Here is a 20,755-nt window from a genome sequence, read left to right on the forward strand (position 1 = left end):
TAGTAGAGCCTTCTGACGCGCAATGCAAACCTATATTGATATTCTTTGATATAGCTATTTGCGATAGATAAGTACAATATTATAATCAGCTACAAACTATTTGAACTATGGAATTGGTGCTGGAGCAGCGGCCCATTGCTTGAAATTCGGGTGTTTGAAACATGGATGTTTCAATCAAGCGCCCATGGACGGGTTTATGGCGACCGAAATTTCAAGCAATGGGCCGCTAAACCCCGCGTAAGGTCTGAGATATTTATGGGAAAGCAGTGATTTGTTATAATTTTTTCTCCAATAGAACTATAGTAAGCTTCATTGATAACCCTTGCTGCTATTGGCCTTACAGGATAATACCCATGTCAGATATGTTAATTTCACTGCAACACTTACCCACAACCCCCACCTTGCCAAATGGCTATACAATGGATACAGCCAAGCCATGGGATAGCCAAGCGATCGTAGAATGGGTAGGCAAACATTTTGTACCCGAATGGTCTAGCGAAGTCTTGTGCGGAGTCTCTGGGCACCCTGCAAAAGTTTTAGTCATTCGTAAAGAAAACAACATTGTCGGATTTGCAGGATATGACATAACCTTCCCAGGCTTTTTTGGGCCTACTGGTGTTTTAGAATCTGAGCGCGGTTTGGGTTTAGGTAAAGTACTGCTTATTGAGTCAATGCATCGTCTAAAACATTTAGGTTATGTTTATGCATTTATTGGCTCACCAGGCCCAGTCGACTTTTATCAAAAAGTATTAGGTGGTTTGCTTTTGCCTGAATCAATTCAAGATGGATATAGCGCGCCATTAAATTCAAACTAACTTTTAAGGTGTACCAAGTTCGTGTCTAGAATAGATAATTTAGGCTTTCAAAGTGAGTTTGTTATCAGCCAACTTGAAGCCAAGCTGATAACTCGTCCAGAGTACACGGTATTACAGACACCTAGTAACCCTAGTTATTATTTTGGGAATTTACTCGCACTGAATATACCGCTTAACAAATACAACAAAGAAACCTGGTTAGAGATATTTAGCAGTGAATTTAAAAATATGCCTGACGTAGAACACTTTACTTTTACTTGGGTTAGAGGTGATGCTGACAATTCAGACACTATTTTAGAATTTACCAAGGCAGGTTACGAGTTTGAAGAGATGCATATTTTAGCACTATATAAGGCTGAGTTTAAGCAAACGACTCAGCTAAACGAGCAGCCATTGTATAGACCATTAACATCTAAAACCGACTGGGAACAATGGATCAGGCTTTCGCTATCTGAGAATACCGGAGACCATTCCGAGACGGGTTTAAAGCACTACCTGTCTATTAAAGCAGAGAACTACCAAGATCTTGAATATGCAGGCTTAGGTGAATACTTGGGTGCTTTTGTTGAAGATCGTTTAATTGGTTATGCTGGTTTGTATCACAAAGACTCACTAGGTCGCTTTCAAAACGTCCATGTTGTGCCAGACTATCAAAACCAAAAAATTGCATCTACTTTGCTGACTAAACTCATTCAGCGCGTGCCCAATAGTATTGAAACACTAGTCATTATTGCAGATGAGCACTATCACGCTACTCAGCTTTATCAAAGTTTAGGGTTTTCGATTGCTGAACGAGAGAGCTCATTATGTTGGTGGCCAAAGTCACATAGAAAAGTAAACCAGTGACTATGGCTTAAATCCGCCAGCTAACGTTACAGTATTGCTAGTGCTTCATAATAATGTCGACGGCACATAGAAACATACTTTTCATTACCGCCTATTTGAACCTGTGCGCCTTGCGCAAGTGCTTTGCCATGCTCGTCCATGCGAACAACCATTATGGCTTTACGGCCACAATGGCAAACGGTTTTTAACTCAGTTAATTTGTCAGAAATGGCAAGTAAACGTGAGCTACCGGTAAATAACTCACCTTGGAAGTCGGTTCTAATGCCATAGCATAGCACTGGGGTATTATGTTTATCTACAATAATGGCCAGTTGGTTAACCTGCTCCTTGGTTAAAAATTGAGCTTCATCAATAAAAATACAATTTACTTTTGGTCCATCTAAGTACCATGCAATTAGGTCAGTGCTTTCGTTAAAAGTATCTGCTGGCTTCGAAAGTCCAATACGCGAAGAAATAGTCGCTTCACCAAATCGGTTGTCCAATTGCGCTGTCAGTAACCGAGTGGTCATGCCGCGCTCTATATAGTTGTAATCAGATTGAAGTAACGCGGTGGACTTTCCGGCATTCATCGCCGAGTAATAAAAATAGAGTTGAGCCATAAAATGCCTAAAATTGGTAATTTGATGAAGGTCTGGTAATAATAGCGGTCCTTCCCTATAAGTCACAATGCCTAAGGACCCTAATGAAGATAATTTCTTTTAATATCAATGGAATACGCGCCCGTTACCATCAATTAGCTGCGCTTAAAGCCCAACAAGACCCTGATATATTGTGCTTACAGGAAATAAAGGTACATAACGATCTATACCCACATGAAGATATTCAGGCGGCTAGTGGTTTGGTTTCTCAGACATGGGGTCAAAAAGCACATCACGGGGTCGCTACTTTAACTCGCCAAGCGGTAGAATTTACCTGTGGCTACCCGACCGATGAAGAAGATGACCAGCGTCGTCTTATAATTACTCAACATCCAGTGACTGATGGCCGCACGTTAACGGTTATAAACGGCTACTTTCCTCAAGGTGAGAGCAATAAGCATGAAACGAAATGGCCTGCTAAGCGCAAGTTTTATGCAGATCTATTAACTTGGCTTAATACGAATGTCACTCCAGATGATCTGGTGATTATCTTAGGTGACTTCAATGTAGCTCCTGTAGATAACGACATTGGCATTGGTGAAAAAAATGCCAAACGTTGGTTGAGAGAAGGTAAGTCCGCGTTTTTACCTGAGGAGCGTGAGTGGTTTGAGCGTATCCGAGAATGGGGTTTTACTGATTCTTATCGTCATCTTTACCCGGAGGTAGATGATCGTTTTAGCTGGTTCGATTACCGCTCTAAGGGCTTTGACGATACTCCTAAGCGAGGCCTAAGAATTGATCAAATTATGATAACAGCACCATTGGTGCCGCTCATAACCAGTGCAGGAATAGATTACGATATTCGTGGATTAGAAAAACCAAGTGATCATGCACCCATTTGGCTCGACTTAAATATTGATTTAGCTTAATTAAAAAAGGGCAAGTAACCATGTGCTGCCCTATAAATTTTTCACAGTTTACGCAAGGCTCAGCGGCTCATTGCTTGAAATTTCGGTCGCCATAAACCCGTCCATGGGGCTTGATTGAAACATCCATGTTTCAAACACCCAAATTTCAAGCAATGGGCCGCTTCTAAACTATGGGACAGCAGTGGCAATTAATCACTTGCCTCTTTTAGTTTTAACAGCTTATATTTTTTGCCAATCAAACCCTTTATCGACTAACTGCTCTGCTTGCTCAGCGTTGGTTATGACGGCTTGCGAGGCAAGGTCTTTGTTAAGGTAGTTACCGGCCAAATCAATGAGTTGTTGTTTATTGACCGACAATATTTGTTGGCGATATTCACGACGGAACTCATCGCTGCGGCCAAACAACTTATTTTGATAAGCGAGTTTAGATTCACCTGCAGGTGAGCCAGGTTTATCAAGTGAACTCACAACACCTAAAATAGACTCTTCAACTTTTTCAGCGCTGAAGTCGCCTTGCGCTAACCAATCCACACTGCCATTAAAGTCTTCTAGCGTTTCTTCTAAGCGCGGATCACGATATGAATAAAAACGGAACACGCCGTTACTATTATCATGAGAAGCACCACCACCGTAAGCGCCGCCCTGTTCACGAATGGTTCTGTGTAAATAGTTGTTGCGTAACACACCCGCTAAAACCGTAAGCGGCGCTGAATCTTCATGAGTTGGTGGAACCGTTTTAAAAGCAGCAGAACAGAAGTTAACTTGAGTAGAGGTGCTCCAAACCATTTTAGTCGCGGGCGATATATCTATGGGTTGTGCGACTGCTTGTTCGGCGTCACTCAAGGTTAATCCACTGGCTAATAAGTTAGCTTCCAAAGCCGCTAGCTCATCATTTTCGCCGACTAGCAACGCATGTGGTGTTACTTTTGATAATTTCAAATGCAATGCTTGTAGCTGTTCTAACCATTGCGTTAACAAGGCTGGGTCTTTAGTCCATTGTTCAACCCAAACTTTTAAACGTGCTATCGCTGGCAAACCCGAGGTATTGTAAATCAAAGCGCTACCCGCACTGTGGCTACTTGAAGCCGCTTGCATGGCCAAACTATGGCCGCTGCCCGTAATACCTTGGATACGACGCGAGCTCATCAGTGTTAAATAATCAAGCACTCGCTCTACTTCATCAAAACGAGGTTTGCTCCAATGGTTGGCCATAATTTCTGAAAGTTCATCGGCATGTCGAACCAAACTCTTACCCGAAAACACCATATAACCGTTGATATTATTAAGGGTCGATAAGCTAGGTTTGTACATGGTATATAGGTGCACACTGCCGGTTCGAGCGGCTTGCCACTGCTGCATGTCTAAATAAGATTTAGTACCAGTGCCTAACTCGGTTAGCAACGAAGTGTATATGGGTAAAAGCACGCGTTCCTGTTCTGTTAACTCAGGCAACGCCCAATACAGTTGTTGGTAGGCAATGCCATTGGTACCAGCTCCGTAGTGAATGATAGGCCCATCTTTTATGGGTTCTTTAGTTTTTACATCTGGCTTTACATCGGCCAAGGTAACTTTTGGTAAAATATCACCATCGTCTTTTTGTTCTTGCCGCTCTTTTAATGCCTGTGCTTGAGAAACAATTGTTGCTTTATCTTCATCTGTTAACGTTGCAGCAACATTGTCTAAACGTTTCCGTTCATTATCTTTTTGATTTTGAATCAACAATGGGTCAGGTCTCATCGTGAGTGTTACGCGATGCACATTGTTTAACAACAGCCGATTGACCAAGTCAGAAATGTAGTTAGGCTCACGACTTTTTACTCTGAGCTTTTCAAGAGCAGCATCAATGTCTAAGGCGTCCATCACACTTCCACCGTGTGTGGCTGCTCCGGTTAAAGACATAATAAGTTGCAGTCCGTATGGGTACCCGTCACCGGTAATTTCGCGCTGTGATAACTCTAACTGATGCAACATGGCGTCTATGCTTTCTTGTGGTACGCCTTTTTCTGCAACTTGTTTAAGCGTGTTAATTACAAGGTTTTCGAAATCGTTTTGGTGTTTAACTTCGCTACCTTCTAAGCCACACATAAACAACATTTCACGATTTGAATCATCTAGGCCACAAAGTGGACTTGGGTTGGTACCAATGTCGCAAGTCTCTAATGCTTGGCGCAATGGCGATGAACTATTATCAAATAATAAATCACTTAATAAGTGCGCTTCTAGCTGAGCAAATAAATCGGTACTTTCACCTAACATCCAACCCATTGATAAGTAGGTTTTGTCAGCTGTATTATCACCTTCAAATGGGTAGGCATCTTCAACACGTAGCGTGCTATTGAATCGCTTCTCAAGAGGCACACTGAGTTTTTCCGATAATGGTTCAAACCGATGCAATGCTTGCTCATGGATACGTTCTTGAATATCGCTCGCAGGGCGATTGCCAAAGGTAAAAAAAGTAGCATTCGATGGGTGATAGTGCGTTTTATAAAATGACAATAACTGATCATAAGTTAAATCAGGAATGCATTCAGGGTCACCACCACTGTTAAAATGGTAGGTATTATTTGGGAATAAATAATGTTTAAAAGACTGATACACTTGGCTCACGGGCGAACTCATGGCGCCTTTCATTTCGTTGAAAACAACACCTTTATACACCAAAGGTGATTCTACGTTATCAACTTCTTCAAATTCTAACCGATGCCCTTCTTGCAAAAAGTCTAGCTCGTCTAATCGTGAGAAAAATACGGCATCGAGATATACCTCAAGTAAGTTCTCGTAATCCTTACCATTTTCGCTAGCAAACGGATAGGCCGTCCAATCGCTACTGGTCATAGCGTTCATAAATGTATTCAGAGAGCGACGGGTCATCATAAAAAATGGGTCGCGAACTGGGAACTTCTCTGAACCGCATAAGGCGGTATGCTCCAGTATGTGTGCTACACCGGTGGAATCGGTTGGCATGGTTCTTAATGCCACCATAAACACATTTTCGTCTTTATCGCTAGAAAGATGGAAATGGTCTGCGCCGGTAATTTTGTGACGATAATGCTCTAAGCGAACATTGAGTGATTCTACATATCTAGCCTCTACTGACTCGAATGCTGAGTAAGGGCTAAGCTGGGTGTTATTTAAATCTAACTTGGTCATTTATTAAGCCTGTGCGTAATTTTTAGTCTATTTTTATAGAGATAGTTATAGCTTAGGGCGCGAATAGGGTTGAAAGCAAATTAACTTTAACTATAACCCTTTAATATTGCGGGTAAATCCGTAGAATACCGCCCTTTTCCCAGACTTAGAGGTGTATATGACGGAGTTTGTTCAAGGACAGCGTTGGCTTGTCGACAGTGAACCCGAACTTGGCTTGGGTATGGTCCAAAGTATTGAGACCAGAGCCGTCACACTGTATTTCCCAGAAAACGACAGTGAACGTCAGTACGCCTTGCGCGATGCGCCCCTTACACGATTAATTTTAGAGTCAGGCGACACGCTAGAGCATCGTGATGATGGTCAAATGTTGATCACTAAAGTTCACGAGCTCAATGGCATCGTTATTTATGAAGTTGAGGGTGACCGAATGGTACCTGAAACCGACTTAGCCGATACGGTTAAACGTAACAACCCAATTATGCGCCTAATTACTGGACAAACTGACCACCCTAATTGGTTTTCGTTCCGGTCAAGTTTAGATAAAGGTATCTCAAGCATTTGGAACCAAAATCTAAATGGCTTGTTGGGGACTCGATCTACCCTCTTACCGCATCAGCTGTATGTTGCTAAAAAAGCCACAGAGCACACACATGTCCGTGCACTACTGGCTGATGAAGTAGGTTTAGGGAAAACTATCGAAGCTGGACTTATTGTTAATCGTTTGTACCATCAAGGTCGAGCCAAGCGCATTTTGATCTCTGTGCCAGAAGCCTTGCAAGCCCAGTGGTTAGTTGAACTAATTCGCCGTTTTTCGATTCATTGCGAACTGTACCAAGATATTTCACATGATTTCAGCATGGGTCAAGTGCACTTAATTACCCATAAAGAGCTTAAAAACGATTTCACTATGGCTCTTATCACTGAACTTGATTGGGATATGCTGGTGGTCGATGAGGCTCATCATCTGGATAGCGTAAATACTGAAGACTCAAGCCTACACTGGACTGAGCTAGCCCATATCACACCGCATTTATTGTTAATGACTGCAACACCCGAACAACTGGGGCAAAACGCACACTTTGGCCGCTTACAGTTGTTAGACGCGGGTCGATTCACGAGCTTTGAGAAGTACCAGCAAGAAGAAGCTAACTTCTCTACTTTAACCGACATTGCTCGCGACCTTAACGTTAATCAAGTTACTGATAACACTATCCAAGGCTTGTCTGAATTAGGCATTTCTTGGAATGACGATGCGCAAGAAGCACTTTCTGCCTTGTTAGATCGTCACGGTACCGGCCGAGTGGTTTATCGAAATACCCGTAAAGGGGTTAAAGGCTTCCATGACCGCGAGGCAAACTTCGAAGAGTTTGACTCCGAAACTGAACGTGAAAAAGCCTTATTTAAGTTCCTCAAAGAGCACCGTGGTGAAAAAGTACTGTTAATTACACAAACCATGGAAGCCGCGAAAGAACTCGCGCAAACTTTGTGGCATGTGTACGGTGCGGAAGCGACCGCTTTCCACGAAGGCTTAGATCTAATAGAGCGAGATCGTGCCGCGGCTCACTTTGCCGACGAAGAAGATGGAGCTCAAATTCTAGTCTGTTCTGAAATTGGCGGCGAAGGTCGTAACTTTCAGTTCTGTCATCACCTAATACTGTGGGACTTACCAAACCACCCTGACGTATTAGAGCAACGTATCGGTCGATTAGACCGTATTGGGCAGGATCAAACGATACAAATTCATGTAATGGCAAACGCAAACAGTGATGACTCGCTAAAATTCCGCTGGTACCAAGATGCGTTAAACTGTTTAGAAGGTATGCAGCCAGCAGCTGGTGCAGTGCATGAAAAGTACGCAAAACAATGGTTCGAAAACCCAAGTGACGATTTACTAAAACAAGTGATTAACGATATTGAAGAACTTTCAGAGCAGTTAGAGAATGGCCGGGACATTTTGCTTGAGCTTAACTCATGTCGGCAGCCTGAAGCGACTGAAATTCGTGATGCAATAGAAGACATAGAATTTGAGCATCCTCTCGATGTTGTAGAAATGGCAGCAAACCTGCTAAACCTGCACTTTGAAGCGCTCAGTACAGGTATATACGAGTTAATTCCATCAAGTAACATGCTTATCCCGACGCTACCTGGCATTCCAGAAGGCGGAGCGACTATCACTTTTAGACGCGATAAAGCCCTTGAGCGTGAAGACATTTTGTTCATCTCTTGGGAGCATCCGTTCATTCAAGGCTTACAAGACATTTTGTCAGGGACCGATATTGGCCAAGCCAGTATTGCGCTATTAGAGACCGAGCAAGTTCCGGCTGGGCAGTTGTTGCTAGAAACACAATGGTCAGTTGTTTTACCAGAAATGCACATTCATGCAATGAAGCCACACTTAGATGAAGCTCTCTACCGTACGCTTGTTTTGGAAGGTGGCGATAAAGATTTAGCCAACGTTCTAACAGAAGAAAACTTGCAAGAGCAAATTAAGACTTTGCCGGTTAAGTTGGCTCGTAAAATGGTACGTCAAGCAAAAGACCGCATTAACCCACTTTATGACAGCAGCCAAAAACACGCTAAGATGCGCTTTGAATCTATCCTTGAAAAAGCGCGTAAATCATCGTCAGACTTTAACCGTGCCCGTATAGAGCGCATTAAATACTTGGCAAGTGTAAACCCACTAGTGACCGAGGAAGATGTAGAAAAACTTGAGCATTTGATCAAAGTTGAAGCAAAAGCCTGGGATAATTGTGAATTTGCAACCAGTGGTGTAAGAATGATTTTATGCGCCCCGCCAGGTTCGTTATAAGCAAATAGCTTAATCTTTTGCTGAAAAACTGGCGTAAGTTGATTTAGTAGTTTAACTTGAATGTACCCTTCACCAAATAAGAAGAACATTCATGAAGGAAACTATAATTATCGAGCGCCCTTTCACTGGCGTTGCAAAAGTTATCTTTAATCGCCCAGAATCTGGTAATGCGTACGATCATGAATTTGTGTGTACGCTAATTACGGCTTTAGATGAAGTTGCATTAGATAAAACCATTAAAGTGCTTTGGCTAACCGCAAATGGCCAGCACTTTAGCAGTGGACCGGATATACGCTGGCTTACCCAGCGCCAACAATCTGGTCGCGCTGAGCATCAACTTGATGCCGAGAACATGTCACGTTTATTTCAAACCCTTTATCAGTTCACCATTCCTATTGTCGCTAGCGTTCGAGGCAAAGCGAATGCTGATGCGATTGGTATTTTATGTTGCTGTGACATTGTACTCGCCAGTGAAAAAAGTAGTTTCACCTTATCTGAAGTACATGTTGGCCTAGCGCCTGTTTTACAAAGCCCATATTTAATTAAAGTATTAGGGGAACGTGCCGCGCGCTATTACGCAATGACGGGTGAAACAATGGATGCCTATACCGCGACTAGATTGGGATTAGTTAATAAAATCACACCCGAACACGAGTTAGATTCGTATGCAGATATGATAATTCGGAAAATTGAAAAGATTGACACCACTGTCTTGATCCAAACCAAAGCAATGCTAACCTTAAGCTCTAATGAGCTTCTCGATGAGAGTTTGGTTGAAACAATCATCGCAAGTTCAATAGACATTCGAACAGAGGTATTAAAAGGCTCTAAGCTTGCTCAACAAAGCTAGGCTTGGTTTCTTGCTCTAATGCTGCGGCTAAAAACGGGATTAATTCATTCATGATATCGGCAATAGAAGATTTATTGCCCGTATCGTTCTCTTCCATACTCCGCAGAACCTCAATACTCGACATGGTAAATACAGACGCACCAATGGCAAAATGAATACGCCAAAATATTTCACGGCTTGATAAGCTTGGGTGTGCGAGCTTTAAGTAACCAACAAAACGTGAATAGGATGGTGCATAGTTGTCTAGCAGAAACTTTCGTAAATGACCCTGTGCTTGTGTATAGGCTAAGCCTAACAATCTCATGAAAACGGACAGTTTGTTGTAGTTTTCATTTCTATCTATACCTGTGAGCATCGTTTTTGCTAAAACGCTAAGCACGTCGTTAAACGATGGAGATGGATTATGCTCAACAACCAAATTTAATTCTTTATCTAGCTTTTCGGTAAAAGGCGTTAAAAACCGAGCAAATACGGCCTGAATTAGGTCTTTTTTAGACCCAAAATGGTAGTTAACTGCAGCAAGATTCACCTTTGCTCGTGTGGTAATCATCCGCAGTGACGTTTCAGCAAACCCCTTTTCCGCAAACAGCTGCTCAGCCGAATCAAGAATACGAGTTATGGTATCTGCCTGAGTCATAATTTAAAGCTCTTCCAATTCAAACGATCGTTTTAAACGACAAGAATAGGCCTTTTGAAAAACTTTTGCAGCACTTTTATTTGATTCAGTACATTATATGAACAAACTAAGGCATTTAAGTAAAACAATACGTAAAAATCATTGCACCTATGGCAGCTTTCCTTTAAAAATAGCCTTAAGCTATTGAAATAGAGGGGCTAACCCTCATAATTGAATAAATACCATAACTGGAGGCATTAGATGGCTCATTTAGAACAGAACGCTACGGTTCGCCAAGAATCGATACTTGCGACTAACAAAGTACTACGTAATACCTATTTGCTACTGTCTATGACCCTTGTATTCAGTGCAGTTGCTGCCATGGTTGCCATGGCAATCAATTTACCACAAGGTGCGGCTCTTATAATGAGTTTAGCGGCCATTGGTATTGTTTGGTTCGTTTTACCACGCACCTATAACAAAGCATCTGGCATTGTATGGGCATTTGCATTCACCGGCTTACTTGGCGCATCTTTAGGGCCAATGCTAAGCATGTACTTGGCGCTTCCAAATGGTGCATCTTATGTGGCGCAAGCACTAGGTGGAACGGCTATCATAACTTTCGGCCTATCGTTTTATGCCTTAACAACTAAGAAAGACTTTAGCTTTTTAGGCGGGTTTATCATGGTTGGTATGTTGGTGTTAATCGTTGGCATGATCGCTAACCTATTTTTTGGTAGTGCATTGGGTAGCGTGATGATCTCTGGTGGTGTGGTATTAGTTATGTCACTGGCCATTTTGTTTGATACTAGCCGTATCATCAATGGAGGCGAAACAAACTATATTCGAGCAACCGTTTCATTATACTTAGATATCTACAACATCTTCGTTCACTTATTACACCTAATAGCGGTGTTCTCAGGTAACGACTAGTCTTAAGGTTAGTAGTTAAAGGGCCGCAATGCGGCCTTTTTGTTGCCTGAACACTTTTCAAACGTACCCTAGCCCGCTACTAATTTGGTACTATTCTTATTTCGTTTACAGAGCCAAGCTTTCTTATGCGCATTCAAGTTAATGTTTATTCTGCCCCTTGGAGTAGTCAATCCTCTGTTGATGCCCTAACCTTTCTTGAGGAAGCTTTAAGACAAGGGTATGAAATTTCGCGCGTATTTTTCTTTTTTGACGGGGTTTACCACGGTTTAAGCAGTCAAAGCCCCGCCAGCGATGAAACAAACTTTTTAACTCAGTGGCAGAAAATACGTGATAACGATGTTGAACTACTACTGTGTATTGCCGCTTCAGCAAACCGTGGTTTGTTAGACGATGCAGAAGCTAAACGTTATGACAAAGAACACCCAACCATAGCCAACTGTTTTTCGTTAACAGGATTAGGCCAATGGGCGACTGGCTTTCACGACTCTGATCACATTATTACCTTCAAATAGCGGAGCAAACATGAGCTTTAATTTAATACTTGTCACTCAACCCGCTTATCGAAGCCGAGCTAGCCATGAAACTTTGGAGGCGATCATGAGTTTGGCACTATTTGATATTGAACATAAAGTGGTGTTTTTTGAGCAAGGTTTAACTTGGCTAACGGCTGATCAACGCTCGACTAAATCTAAATCAATAGAAAAGCAATTAAATGCATTGCCGATGTACGACAGCGAAGAGCTTTATTATGTTGCTGAACACCAAGAAGCGATAATAGGCAAAAATAAGGTTAATAGTTTGGTAGAACCTATCAACTTAGAAACGCTTTCTACTTGGTTTAAACAAGCTAAACATGTGGAGGTTTTTTGATGATCACTCTAACCTTATCTAAGCTACCAGGTGGTCTTCAGAGTGAATTTATTACGTCTTTGTTAAACGATGTCGATGCCATAATTTTAACAACCTCATCTATATCACTGGCATTCAACGAAAGTCCATTTAGCGCACAACCATTTGTGCGTGAATCTGATTTAACCATGTGTGGCGGCACAGCCCATGATAGTTGGCAGGTTATTTCCGATCAGCAATGGTGCAGCTTGTTATTAAACGCCACTAAAAATGTAAACTGGTAGTCATGACTCAATCAACCAATGAACAAGGTTTTCTGCTCGATTTCACACAATGGACAGAAACCTGGGCACAACAAGTAGCCAAAGAAAATAATTTAACTCTCGATAGTATAGATTTATCTATCATTGCAGCCTTGCGTGGTTTTTATATTGAATTCGATTTGTCGCCACCGATGCGCCCTCTAGTAAAGCTTATAAAAACTAAAGTCAACCTAGACTACGGCAATAGCATCTGGCTAATGCAACGCTACGGTGAAAGCCCTGCCCGCGTTTTAGCACTATTAGCAGGCTTACCTAAACCCAAAAACTGTTTATGAGTGAATTTTAAATGGATATGTCCGCAATAATCAAAGCCTTAGGCCGTGGTAAAAGTGGCTCAAGAGATTTAACTTTTGATGAAGCTCATTTTGCGATGACATCGATATTGGATGGTAGTATTCACGACGTACAGCTTGGCGCATTTTTAATGTTGCTGCGCGTTAAAGAAGAAACCGCCATTGAAATAGCAGGGATGGTCAGCGCCTGCCATGATTATCTTGATAAAAACGAATCAATGATTGTCGATGTAAATTGGCCAGCTTACGCAGGAAAAAAGAGACAACCATCGTGGTATATTTTGGCCGCAAAGCTGCTATCTCAAAATAATATATCTATCTTTATGCACGGAGGCGGACAACACACTCCCAATCGACAATACGCTGAAAGTGTTTGCGAGTTTTTAGAATTACCTATTGCTAGCAGCCTGGAGCAAGCAGCAACTCAACTTAAAGAACACAATTTTAGTTATGTTGCACTTCAAACCATCAACCTTACCCTTTCAAATCTTATCGATTTAAAGTTTGTGCTAGGTTTAAGATCTCCTGTTAACACTTTAGTACGGCACATTACACCTTTTAACACTAGGCTCACTCTTCAATCAATGTTTCATCCTGCCTATCAAGCGTTACATAGCCATACAGCCAAACTTTTAAATCAGCCAAACAACATAGTACTTAAAGGAGATAGCGGAGAATTTGAAGTTAGACCCGACTCAGAAACGCGTATAGCTATACAGGGCTTCAGCCCTGTTGATACTAATTTTCTGCCTAAATCTCTCAAACAACGAGCAGTGAGACCAGAACAACCATCTTTAGATGCTTTGAAAAATCTTTGGGATGGAAATAGTCACAATCAATACGGCGAACACGCTACTATTGATACCGCTGCCATTGTTTATGCAAAAGTTGAATCGATAGCTTACGAACAAGCCAAGTGTATTGTTACTGGTTGGTGGCATGAAAGGGCGTAAAGAGTTATACGCCCTTTCAAATTTGACTTAGTCATATTTAAATCGAGAAATTAGACTTCTTACCTGCTGTGTCAGCTCATCAATAGTTAAGATATCTTTATTAATTTGCTCTGTTTGAACAGCATTTTGCTCAGACAAATCACTAATCCTAACCACGTTAACATTCATATCTTCGGCGACATGGCTTTGCTCTTGTGAGTTAGTTGCTACTTGATGGTTCATACTCGATATTGAACCAATATTCTCTAAAATACCAAGCAAGCTAGCCTCAATGTCTTTTATCGCATCTGCGTTATTATCAACGTCAGCTTGGCCGGCTTCAATTTGCTGCGCTGTTTGCTGGGACATATTTTGCAGAGATTTAATCACTTCGACAATTTCTTGTGTAGACTGCGCTGTTCTATTGGCAAGTGTTCGAACTTCATCTGCAACGACTGCGAACCCTCTTCCTTGCTCGCCTGCCCTGGCTGCTTCGATAGCCGCATTTAGCGCGAGTAAGTTAGTTTGTTCAGCTATACCTTGAATAACGTCAATAACTGATGAAATTGAAGCAGTTTTGTCTTTTAGTAATATGACTTGTTCAGAAATTCCTGCCATTTGTGTTTTTAATGTTATTGAGCGGTTAACGGAGGTTTCGATTAACGAGCGCGCTGTACCAGCCTGCTCAGTAGCTTCGTTAGCTTGATTAGAGGTTTGCTCCGCATTTTGCGCAACTTCACGAATAGTTGCTGCCATCTCTGTCATTGCGGTAGCAACTTGCTGAGTTTCATCTGAAGTTTGTTGTGCGCGCTGCTGAAATTGCACGCCTCCTTCGCGAAAACTGGTGCTTAAACTCGCTAATGTATTCATCATAGTGGCTAACTGGCTTATCGTTGCTTTTAAGTTTTGCGCTAGTTCATTAAAGTACCCTGCAATCTCACCTAGCTCGTCTTTACGTTGATCATCTGCTTTTGTTAGCAAATCACCACCACTGATTTTGCTAAATGATTCTCGTAACCCACTTATTCCGCGATCTAATGAGCGTGATAGGTAACCCGCCAACGCGATAGCGATCAAGACTGAAGCCACCGATACAATTGCAAGAGCCTTAATAATGGTCGCTATGACGCTATTAATTTGGTTTGTGGTTTGGTCAATCAAATACTGAATAACGTCATCTGAATACGGCCCAACAGACTCTTGCTCACTAACAACAGCTAGAAAGGCGTCTGAAACTGGAAAGTTTAAATCTTCTGCTTGCGCCGCGTAGATGACATCGAGAAAACTTTCGCCTATTGTCGCTAACCCCTCTTCTAGCTTAGGGTCACCAAAATACGGGCTGTCTTCTTTGACTTGGCTAAACTCCAAGACTCTCGGCTCAAGGTCTTTTGCTAATTGATCGATACGAGTTGCATCTTTCTGATAAACCGCAACCACGATATCAAGTGTTTTATAGCGTAATTCTTGAAAATTTTGAATACCGGGAATCAAGGCGGTAGGAATAATACTGCCAGCCTTATTTACAACAGAAGACGCACCATAGCCACCGATTGAAACCACAATCAATAAGGTAACGATAAGCCCTAACGCGCCAATAACTTGAGTTCTGATTTTCATATTTGAGGTCCCAACCGAGCTATTTATAGTTCGTCTAGCGATAATTCTAGACCTTATAAAATAGTTAACGGCAGGAGCTTACAAATAATTACCATTTAGATTATCTTTTACTTAATTAAAGTTTACTTCAGCACCATTTGAGTTTTTCATGCAGTGAAACAACTTCACCAATAATCGTTAAGGTAGGAGCTTGGGGTTTTTCACGTTCAACAATTTTAGGCATACTAGCCAATGTACCTATAAACACCTTTTGTTCTGGAGTTGTGCCTTTTTGCACTAATGCAATAGGTGTTTCTGGATGACGTCCGTGTTTGATAAGTTGTTGGCAAATGGTATTCATTCCATTTAAACCCATGTAGAAAACCAAGGTTTGTTTTTCCACTGAGAGCTCTGCCCAAGGTAAATCCGAACTACCATCTTTTAAGTGACCTGTCACGAAACGAACAGATTGAGCATAATCTCTATGCGTCAAAGGAATGCCAGCATAGGCTGAGCAGCCGGAAGCGGCGGTAATACCTGGAACAACTTGAAAGGGTATGTGTTGTTCCGCTAAAAGATCTATCTCCTCACCACCCCGTCCAAAGATAAATGGATCACCGCCCTTGAGGCGCAATACACGCTTACCTTCGAGTGCTAAAGTAACTAATCGTTGATTAATATCCTTTTGAGGGACCGCATGGTTGGAGCTTCGCTTGCCCACATAGATTCTCTCGGCGTCTCTGCGCACTAGTTCCATAATTGCATCGGACACTAGCGCATCGTATAGCACCACATCGGCTTGTTGCATTAATCTTAATGCTTTGAATGTCAGTAAGTCTGGGTCACCGGGGCCGGCCCCAACAAGGTACACCTCGCCTGCTGAACGTACTTTAGGGTCATCTAACTGATCGGTTAATGATCGCTCTGCTTCTTCTAAACGACCAGAATATACATGCTCAGCGGTAACGCCATTGATGATTTTTTCCCAAAAATACCTACGATCGTCTAACTTTGAAAATCGCTGCTTAACTTTTTCTCTGTATTTGGCCGCTAATGAGGCTAGGTGGCCATAACTTGCTGGAATTGTACTTTCTAACTTCGCTCTGACTGATCTCGCTAGTACGGGCGCTTGTCCGCTGGACGTAATCGCAATAACCAATGGACTGCGATCTACAATCGAAGGAAAGATAACATTGCAGAGCGCAGGTGAATCTACAACATTCACTAATAACCCTCGCTCTTTAGCCAGCTCACTCACTTCACGGTTTAATGCTTCTATTTCAGTAGCTGCAATGACAAGCTTTATGCCGGCTAAATCATTGGGTTCAAATGGCTTGAAAATGCATTCACACTGAGGATTACTTTGAATTTCTGGCCTAATTTCAGGGGCAACGACACGAACCTTTGCATCACTTTTGGTGATTAGAGTGATTTTTCGAAGCGCAATTGCACCACCGCCAATGATCAATACCGTTTCATCAGTTAAACGATGATAGAGCGGAAAGTAGTCCATACCTGTAAAACCTATGAATGAATAAATCGGGAAATAAAAAAGCCGAGAAATTCTCGGCCTTTAGCAGTATTTACTTATTGGCGATAAACTCAAGACCGCCCATGTAGTTTCGCAGTACTTCAGGGACTACCAGCCCGTCGACAGTTTGATAGTTTTCCAAAACAGCAACTAGCGTACGACCCACTGCTAAGCCCGAACCATTTAAGGTATGTACGAGCTCAGTCTTCTTCGTTTCAGGGTTACGGAAACGTGCTTGCATACGACGCGCTTGGTAATCGGTCATATTTGAGCAAGAAGAAATCTCACGATAAGTATTTTGTGCCGGTAACCAGACTTCTAAATCATAGGTTTTAGCCGCTCCAATACTGGTATCTCCACCACATAGCACAACTTTACGATAAGGTAAGCCAAGCTTTTGCAAAATCACTTCGGCATGACCTGTTAACTCTTCTAATGCTTCAAAAGAATTCGAAGGCTCTACAATTTGCACTAATTCGACTTTTTCAAACTGATGCTGTCGAATCATGCCACGAACATCACGGCCATAAGAACCCGCTTCTGAGCGGAAACAAGGTGTATGAGCGACCATTTTTAATGGTAAGTCCGTTGCATCAAGTATTTCACCACGCACGGTATTGGTTAACGGCACTTCTGCCGTTGGAATCAAGTAATACTCTTGCTCGAAATCGAGTTTAAAAAGATCTTCACCAAACTTTGGTAGCTGCCCAGTGCCAAACAACGAGTCTTTGTTAACCATAAACGGTACGGCTGTTTCGGTATAACCATGTTCTTCGGTTTGAATATCAAGCATAAACTGCGTTAAAGCGCGGTGCAGCTTGGCCACGGGGCCGCGCATAACAGCAAAACGGCTGCCGGTTAGCTTTGCTGCAGTTTCGAAGTCTAAACCGCCTAGCGCGGCACCAACATCAACATGATCTTTAACAACAAAGTCATATTTACCAGGCTCGCCCCACTTGCTCACTTCGACGTTATCGTCTTCATCTTTACCTTCTGGCACAGATTCATGTGGAATATTTGGGATTGAGTACAAAATATCGTCGATTTTAGCCTGCAGCTCTTTCAGCTGGGCTTCTTTATCACCTAAGGTGGCGGCAATACTATCGAGTGTTTCTTGAACCTTTGTTTTTGCTTCTTCTGCAGACATGCCTTGGCGAACATATTCGCCAATCGCTTTAGAGGCTTTTTTGCGGTCTGCTTGTAGCTGTTCCGTGTCAATTTGTAAGGATTTACGGCTTGACTCTAACGACTGAAAAGACTCTACCGGCAAGGTATAACCTTTAACTTTTAATTTGGTCGCAATGGTATCTATATCGAGTCGGAGCTGTTTTATGTCCAGCATTCTGTACTTATCCTTACAGTTAAAAAATTAATTTTCCGGCGCCAAAACCTACGGTCACCGCAATCAAACAAATAATGACCGAAGCGAGCATATAGAGCAACGCTAAGGTGTAATGATGTTGCTGAAGCAACGTTAACCCTTCAAGTGCAAAACTCGAAAAAGTCGTAAATGCACCCAACAAGCCAATCATAACAAAGCCACGCCAGCCCATGGGCAAGTTAGGGTATTTTAAAGTGAAGAATACAAAAGCCAAGCCCATAATGAAGCTGCCAACGACATTGACGGTAAAGGTACCCCAAGGATAAAAACTACCGTGTAGTCGATTAATGCTAGTTACTACGGCAAACCGCCCCATAGCACCTAATCCGCCTCCGAAACCAATAATAAGCCAATGCCAAATATTCATACTGGTCATCTTTTACCCTTCTCTAAAGAAGCGGCTATATCTAGCTGCTTTAGATGGTCTAGTTTTTGAGAAATCTTCAACTCTAAACCTCGATCGACCGGTTTATAAATATCGAGAGTGCCAATCTCTCCGGGCAAGTAATGCTCACCGGCGGCGTAAGCACCAGGTTCATCATGAGCATAGCGATAGGCAGTTCCGTAGTCGAGATCCTTCATTAATGCCGTAGGAGCATTACGAAGGTGCAGTGGCACTTCATAGCTGGGTTGAGACTTGATCAAGGCGTTCATTTCATTAAAGGCTTTATAGACGGCATTCGATTTTGGCGCACTGGCTAAATAGACCGCGCATTGAGCTAAGGTTAACTCCCCTTCTGGAGAGCCTAAACGGGTTTGTGTATCCCAAGCATTCAATGCCAATGTGAGTGCGCGAGGGTCGGCGTTGCCGATATCTTCAGAAGCTATGCGCACTAAACGACGAGCAAGATAGATTGGATCAATTCCGCCGTCGAGCATGCGGCATAACCAATACAATGCGCCGTCGGTCGATGAGCCTCGAATGCTTTTATGTAGCGCAGAGATTTGATCGTAAAACTGCTCTCCACCTTTATCGAAGCGTCTTGGCTGTGACTGCAACAGCTCACCAATGTCCTCTTGACCAACCAACTGGCCATCGGCAAAGAAGTCGAGAGCAATTTCAACCATGTTTAAAAAACGACGCGCATCGCCATCTGCATACTGCACAAGTTGGTTTAAAGCTTTCTCATCTAAGTTCAGATTAGCTACGCGAGCATCTTGTAACTGAGCTTTTGCCCAAAGTTGCAGTAAGTTCTCATCGCTAAATGACTTCAATACATACACTCGAGCACGCGATAGCAGCGCCGAATTTAATTCAAAGCTTGGGTTTTCGGTTGTAGCGCCAACGAAGATGAAGGTGCCATCTTCAACGTAAGGTAATAAAGCATCTTGTTGGGCTTTGTTAAAACGATGGATTTCATCGACAAACAAAATACTGTTTTCACCATGATGCTGAGCTTGTTTGGCCTTTTCAGCAGCCAATTTGATATCTTTAACACCGGCTTGAACAGCGGATAAGGTTTCAAAACGAGCATCGACGGTAGTTGAGAGAATTCGCGCTAACGTGGTTTTTCCTACGCCAGGTGGCCCCCAAAAAATCATCGAATGGATATTTTTTTGATCTAGTGCTCTACGCAAAGGTTTCCCGGGCGCCAAAATGTGCTCTTGACCAACATAGCCTGATATGTCTGTCGGTCTGAGCACTTCGGCTAAGGGTCTATAAGCCTCTTTACCTTCGCTAAACAAATCTTGCATTACATTTGCTCAAACATATCCGTGCCTTCGGGAGCTTGGAACTCAAAAAAGGCATCGTCTACCTCAAAGCTATAATCGACATCGGTAAAGCTAATAAGGGTTTGCTGGTCTAGCTCATCTAAAATACGAATTTCGTAGATGATGTTGTTGCGATACAAAATTGACAGCTCGGCAAACAATGCATTTTCATCTTTGGGGAATAAGCGAAATGCGACCAGATTTTCGTCGCCTGCTTCTTGAACATCGTATTGGTCTGTAAGGGTAGCTTGTGGCTGCGCTAAGATCATCGCTGGCGATTGCAATAGCTGCTCACTGATCGCCTGATATGTGGCCTGCTCAAGATCAAGGTCGTAAACCCAGAGGGTTTCGCCATTAGAAATTAACTGCTGTGGAGCTGGTGACAACACTTCCCATACAAACTTCATGGGTCTTGATATAGTCAAAATACCCGATGATTCTTCGATAACTTGTTTATTCGACTTTAAGGTACGCTGAATAAAGCTAGCCTGAAGCGTTGAAGTTTCTTCTAAGCGGTTAATTAAATTGTTTCTTGCCTGATCATCAGCCAAAACGGGCTGCATAAGCACCCATGCGACGAAAATAACTAAAATTGGTTTCATGATCATCCT

20 protein-coding genes are annotated in these 20,755 nt (G+C 42.5%); 11 read left to right on the forward strand and 9 right to left on the reverse strand.

The features are described from left to right. Positions 1-353: 353 nt before the first annotated feature. Positions 354-815, forward strand: a complete 462-nt coding sequence (locus ACI882_RS14790) for a GNAT family N-acetyltransferase (RefSeq protein WP_411746858.1) — start codon at positions 354-356, stop codon at positions 813-815. 21 nt (positions 816-836) lie between these two features. Next, positions 837-1,661: a GNAT family N-acetyltransferase gene (locus ACI882_RS14795; protein WP_411746857.1), complete on the forward strand. Its 825-nt coding sequence runs from the start codon at positions 837-839 to the stop codon at positions 1,659-1,661. A gap of 26 nt (positions 1,662-1,687) precedes the next feature. On the opposite strand, the gene ACI882_RS14800 is transcribed toward ACI882_RS14795, so the two are convergent. Then, a complete protein-coding gene (locus tag ACI882_RS14800) occupies positions 1,688-2,260 on the reverse strand; it encodes a thymidine kinase (RefSeq protein WP_411748522.1) in 573 nt (190 codons plus the stop codon). A gap of 83 nt (positions 2,261-2,343) precedes the next feature. Between ACI882_RS14800 and xthA the strand changes: the two genes are divergently transcribed. Continuing rightward, the gene (gene xthA, locus ACI882_RS14805; RefSeq protein WP_411746855.1) at positions 2,344-3,168 is read left to right on the forward strand and encodes an exodeoxyribonuclease III; all 825 of its coding nucleotides are present in this window, start codon (positions 2,344-2,346) and stop codon (positions 3,166-3,168) included. Positions 3,169-3,387: 219 nt separating this feature from the next. On the opposite strand, the gene ACI882_RS14810 is transcribed toward xthA, so the two are convergent. Next, entirely contained in the window at positions 3,388-6,318 is a 2,931-nt protein-coding gene (locus ACI882_RS14810) for an insulinase family protein (protein WP_411745710.1), read from the reverse strand. A 157-nt stretch (positions 6,319-6,475) separates the two neighbouring features. Here ACI882_RS14810 and ACI882_RS14815 point away from each other — a divergent pair, with 157 nt between their 5' ends. Continuing rightward, positions 6,476-9,127 (forward strand): helicase-related protein, encoded by a 2,652-nt coding sequence (locus ACI882_RS14815; RefSeq protein ID WP_411745711.1) that lies wholly within the window; start codon positions 6,476-6,478, stop codon positions 9,125-9,127. A 91-nt stretch (positions 9,128-9,218) separates the two neighbouring features. Then, on the forward strand, positions 9,219-9,977 hold the full coding sequence (locus ACI882_RS14820) for an enoyl-CoA hydratase/isomerase family protein (protein WP_411747016.1): 759 nt from the start codon (positions 9,219-9,221) through the stop codon (positions 9,975-9,977). Here the strand turns inward: ACI882_RS14820 and ACI882_RS14825 are convergent. After that, positions 9,955-10,614 (reverse strand): TetR/AcrR family transcriptional regulator, encoded by a 660-nt coding sequence (locus tag ACI882_RS14825; protein ID WP_411747017.1) that lies wholly within the window; start codon positions 10,612-10,614, stop codon positions 9,955-9,957. The genes ACI882_RS14820 and ACI882_RS14825 overlap by 23 nt on opposite strands. A gap of 240 nt (positions 10,615-10,854) precedes the next feature. Here ACI882_RS14825 and ACI882_RS14830 point away from each other — a divergent pair, with 240 nt between their 5' ends. The 6 genes from ACI882_RS14830 to ACI882_RS14855 all read left to right on the forward strand — a co-directional run bounded on the left by ACI882_RS14830 (position 10,855) and on the right by ACI882_RS14855 (position 13,944). Continuing rightward, positions 10,855-11,526: a Bax inhibitor-1/YccA family protein gene (locus ACI882_RS14830; RefSeq protein WP_411747018.1), complete on the forward strand. Its 672-nt coding sequence runs from the start codon at positions 10,855-10,857 to the stop codon at positions 11,524-11,526. A 125-nt stretch (positions 11,527-11,651) separates the two neighbouring features. After that, positions 11,652-12,038: a sulfurtransferase complex subunit TusD gene (tusD, locus tag ACI882_RS14835; RefSeq protein WP_411748523.1), complete on the forward strand. Its 387-nt coding sequence runs from the start codon at positions 11,652-11,654 to the stop codon at positions 12,036-12,038. A 10-nt stretch (positions 12,039-12,048) separates the two neighbouring features. After that, positions 12,049-12,396 (forward strand): DsrE family protein, encoded by a 348-nt coding sequence (locus ACI882_RS14840; RefSeq protein ID WP_411747020.1) that lies wholly within the window; start codon positions 12,049-12,051, stop codon positions 12,394-12,396. After that, the gene (locus ACI882_RS14845) at positions 12,396-12,659 is read left to right on the forward strand and encodes a hypothetical protein (RefSeq protein WP_411748524.1); all 264 of its coding nucleotides are present in this window, start codon (positions 12,396-12,398) and stop codon (positions 12,657-12,659) included. Before ACI882_RS14840 ends, ACI882_RS14845 begins: the two co-directional genes overlap by 1 nt. 2 nt (positions 12,660-12,661) lie before the next feature. Further along, a complete protein-coding gene (locus ACI882_RS14850) occupies positions 12,662-12,973 on the forward strand; it encodes a TusE/DsrC/DsvC family sulfur relay protein (RefSeq protein WP_411748525.1) in 312 nt (103 codons plus the stop codon). Positions 12,974-12,984: 11 nt separating this feature from the next. Further along, on the forward strand, positions 12,985-13,944 hold the full coding sequence (locus ACI882_RS14855) for a glycosyl transferase family protein (RefSeq protein ID WP_411748526.1): 960 nt from the start codon (positions 12,985-12,987) through the stop codon (positions 13,942-13,944). A gap of 27 nt (positions 13,945-13,971) precedes the next feature. Here the strand turns inward: ACI882_RS14855 and ACI882_RS14860 are convergent, their stop codons facing one another. The 6 genes from ACI882_RS14860 to lolA form a co-directional block, all read right to left on the reverse strand. After that, a complete protein-coding gene (locus ACI882_RS14860; RefSeq protein ID WP_411748527.1) occupies positions 13,972-15,540 on the reverse strand; it encodes a methyl-accepting chemotaxis protein in 1,569 nt (522 codons plus the stop codon). 127 nt (positions 15,541-15,667) lie between these two features. Further along, the gene (cysG, locus tag ACI882_RS14865; protein WP_411746092.1) at positions 15,668-17,032 is read right to left on the reverse strand and encodes a siroheme synthase CysG; all 1,365 of its coding nucleotides are present in this window, start codon (positions 17,030-17,032) and stop codon (positions 15,668-15,670) included. Between the two features lie 70 nt (positions 17,033-17,102). Then, complete coding sequence (serS, locus tag ACI882_RS14870; RefSeq protein WP_411746710.1) at positions 17,103-18,392, reverse strand: serine--tRNA ligase; 1,290 nt, start codon at positions 18,390-18,392, stop codon at positions 17,103-17,105. A 19-nt stretch (positions 18,393-18,411) separates the two neighbouring features. After that, the gene (gene crcB, locus ACI882_RS14875; protein WP_411746711.1) at positions 18,412-18,807 is read right to left on the reverse strand and encodes a fluoride efflux transporter CrcB; all 396 of its coding nucleotides are present in this window, start codon (positions 18,805-18,807) and stop codon (positions 18,412-18,414) included. After that, a complete protein-coding gene (locus ACI882_RS14880; protein ID WP_411746712.1) occupies positions 18,804-20,126 on the reverse strand; it encodes a replication-associated recombination protein A in 1,323 nt (440 codons plus the stop codon). Before ACI882_RS14880 ends, crcB begins: the two co-directional genes overlap by 4 nt. Further along, positions 20,126-20,746, reverse strand: coding sequence for an outer membrane lipoprotein chaperone LolA (gene lolA / locus ACI882_RS14885; RefSeq protein ID WP_411746713.1), 621 nt, complete (start codon positions 20,744-20,746; stop codon positions 20,126-20,128). The genes ACI882_RS14880 and lolA overlap by 1 nt, the downstream gene beginning before the upstream one ends. Between the last annotated feature and the right edge of the window lie 9 nt (positions 20,747-20,755).

Source organism: Reinekea sp. (assembly GCF_046710285.1).
Lineage (GTDB): Bacteria > Pseudomonadota > Gammaproteobacteria > Pseudomonadales > Natronospirillaceae > Reinekea.

Bases quoted from the DNA above. Each gene is read 5' to 3' on its own strand.
- ACI882_RS14850 (WP_411748525.1), top strand. From the start codon at position 12,662: ATGACTCAATCAACCAATGAACAAGGTTTTCTGCTCGATTTCACACAA.
- ACI882_RS14815 (WP_411745711.1), top strand. From the start codon at position 6,476: ATGACGGAGTTTGTTCAAGGACAGCGTTGGCTTGTCGACAGTGAACCC.
- ACI882_RS14855 (WP_411748526.1), top strand. From the start codon at position 12,985: ATGGATATGTCCGCAATAATCAAAGCCTTAGGCCGTGGTAAAAGTGGC.
- ACI882_RS14880 (WP_411746712.1), bottom strand. From the start codon at position 20,126: ATGCAAGATTTGTTTAGCGAAGGTAAAGAGGCTTATAGACCCTTAGCC.
- xthA (WP_411746855.1), top strand. From the start codon at position 2,344: ATGAAGATAATTTCTTTTAATATCAATGGAATACGCGCCCGTTACCAT.
- ACI882_RS14860 (WP_411748527.1), bottom strand. From the start codon at position 15,540: ATGAAAATCAGAACTCAAGTTATTGGCGCGTTAGGGCTTATCGTTACC.
- serS (WP_411746710.1), bottom strand. From the start codon at position 18,392: ATGCTGGACATAAAACAGCTCCGACTCGATATAGATACCATTGCGACC.
- ACI882_RS14800 (WP_411748522.1), bottom strand. From the start codon at position 2,260: ATGGCTCAACTCTATTTTTATTACTCGGCGATGAATGCCGGAAAGTCC.
- tusD (WP_411748523.1), top strand. From the start codon at position 11,652: ATGCGCATTCAAGTTAATGTTTATTCTGCCCCTTGGAGTAGTCAATCC.
- cysG (WP_411746092.1), bottom strand. From the start codon at position 17,032: ATGGACTACTTTCCGCTCTATCATCGTTTAACTGATGAAACGGTATTG.
- ACI882_RS14790 (WP_411746858.1), top strand. From the start codon at position 354: ATGTCAGATATGTTAATTTCACTGCAACACTTACCCACAACCCCCACC.
- lolA (WP_411746713.1), bottom strand. From the start codon at position 20,746: ATGAAACCAATTTTAGTTATTTTCGTCGCATGGGTGCTTATGCAGCCC.
- ACI882_RS14810 (WP_411745710.1), bottom strand. From the start codon at position 6,318: ATGACCAAGTTAGATTTAAATAACACCCAGCTTAGCCCTTACTCAGCA.
- ACI882_RS14820 (WP_411747016.1), top strand. From the start codon at position 9,219: ATGAAGGAAACTATAATTATCGAGCGCCCTTTCACTGGCGTTGCAAAA.
- ACI882_RS14825 (WP_411747017.1), bottom strand. From the start codon at position 10,614: ATGACTCAGGCAGATACCATAACTCGTATTCTTGATTCGGCTGAGCAG.
- ACI882_RS14830 (WP_411747018.1), top strand. From the start codon at position 10,855: ATGGCTCATTTAGAACAGAACGCTACGGTTCGCCAAGAATCGATACTT.
- ACI882_RS14840 (WP_411747020.1), top strand. From the start codon at position 12,049: ATGAGCTTTAATTTAATACTTGTCACTCAACCCGCTTATCGAAGCCGA.
- ACI882_RS14845 (WP_411748524.1), top strand. From the start codon at position 12,396: ATGATCACTCTAACCTTATCTAAGCTACCAGGTGGTCTTCAGAGTGAA.
- crcB (WP_411746711.1), bottom strand. From the start codon at position 18,807: ATGACCAGTATGAATATTTGGCATTGGCTTATTATTGGTTTCGGAGGC.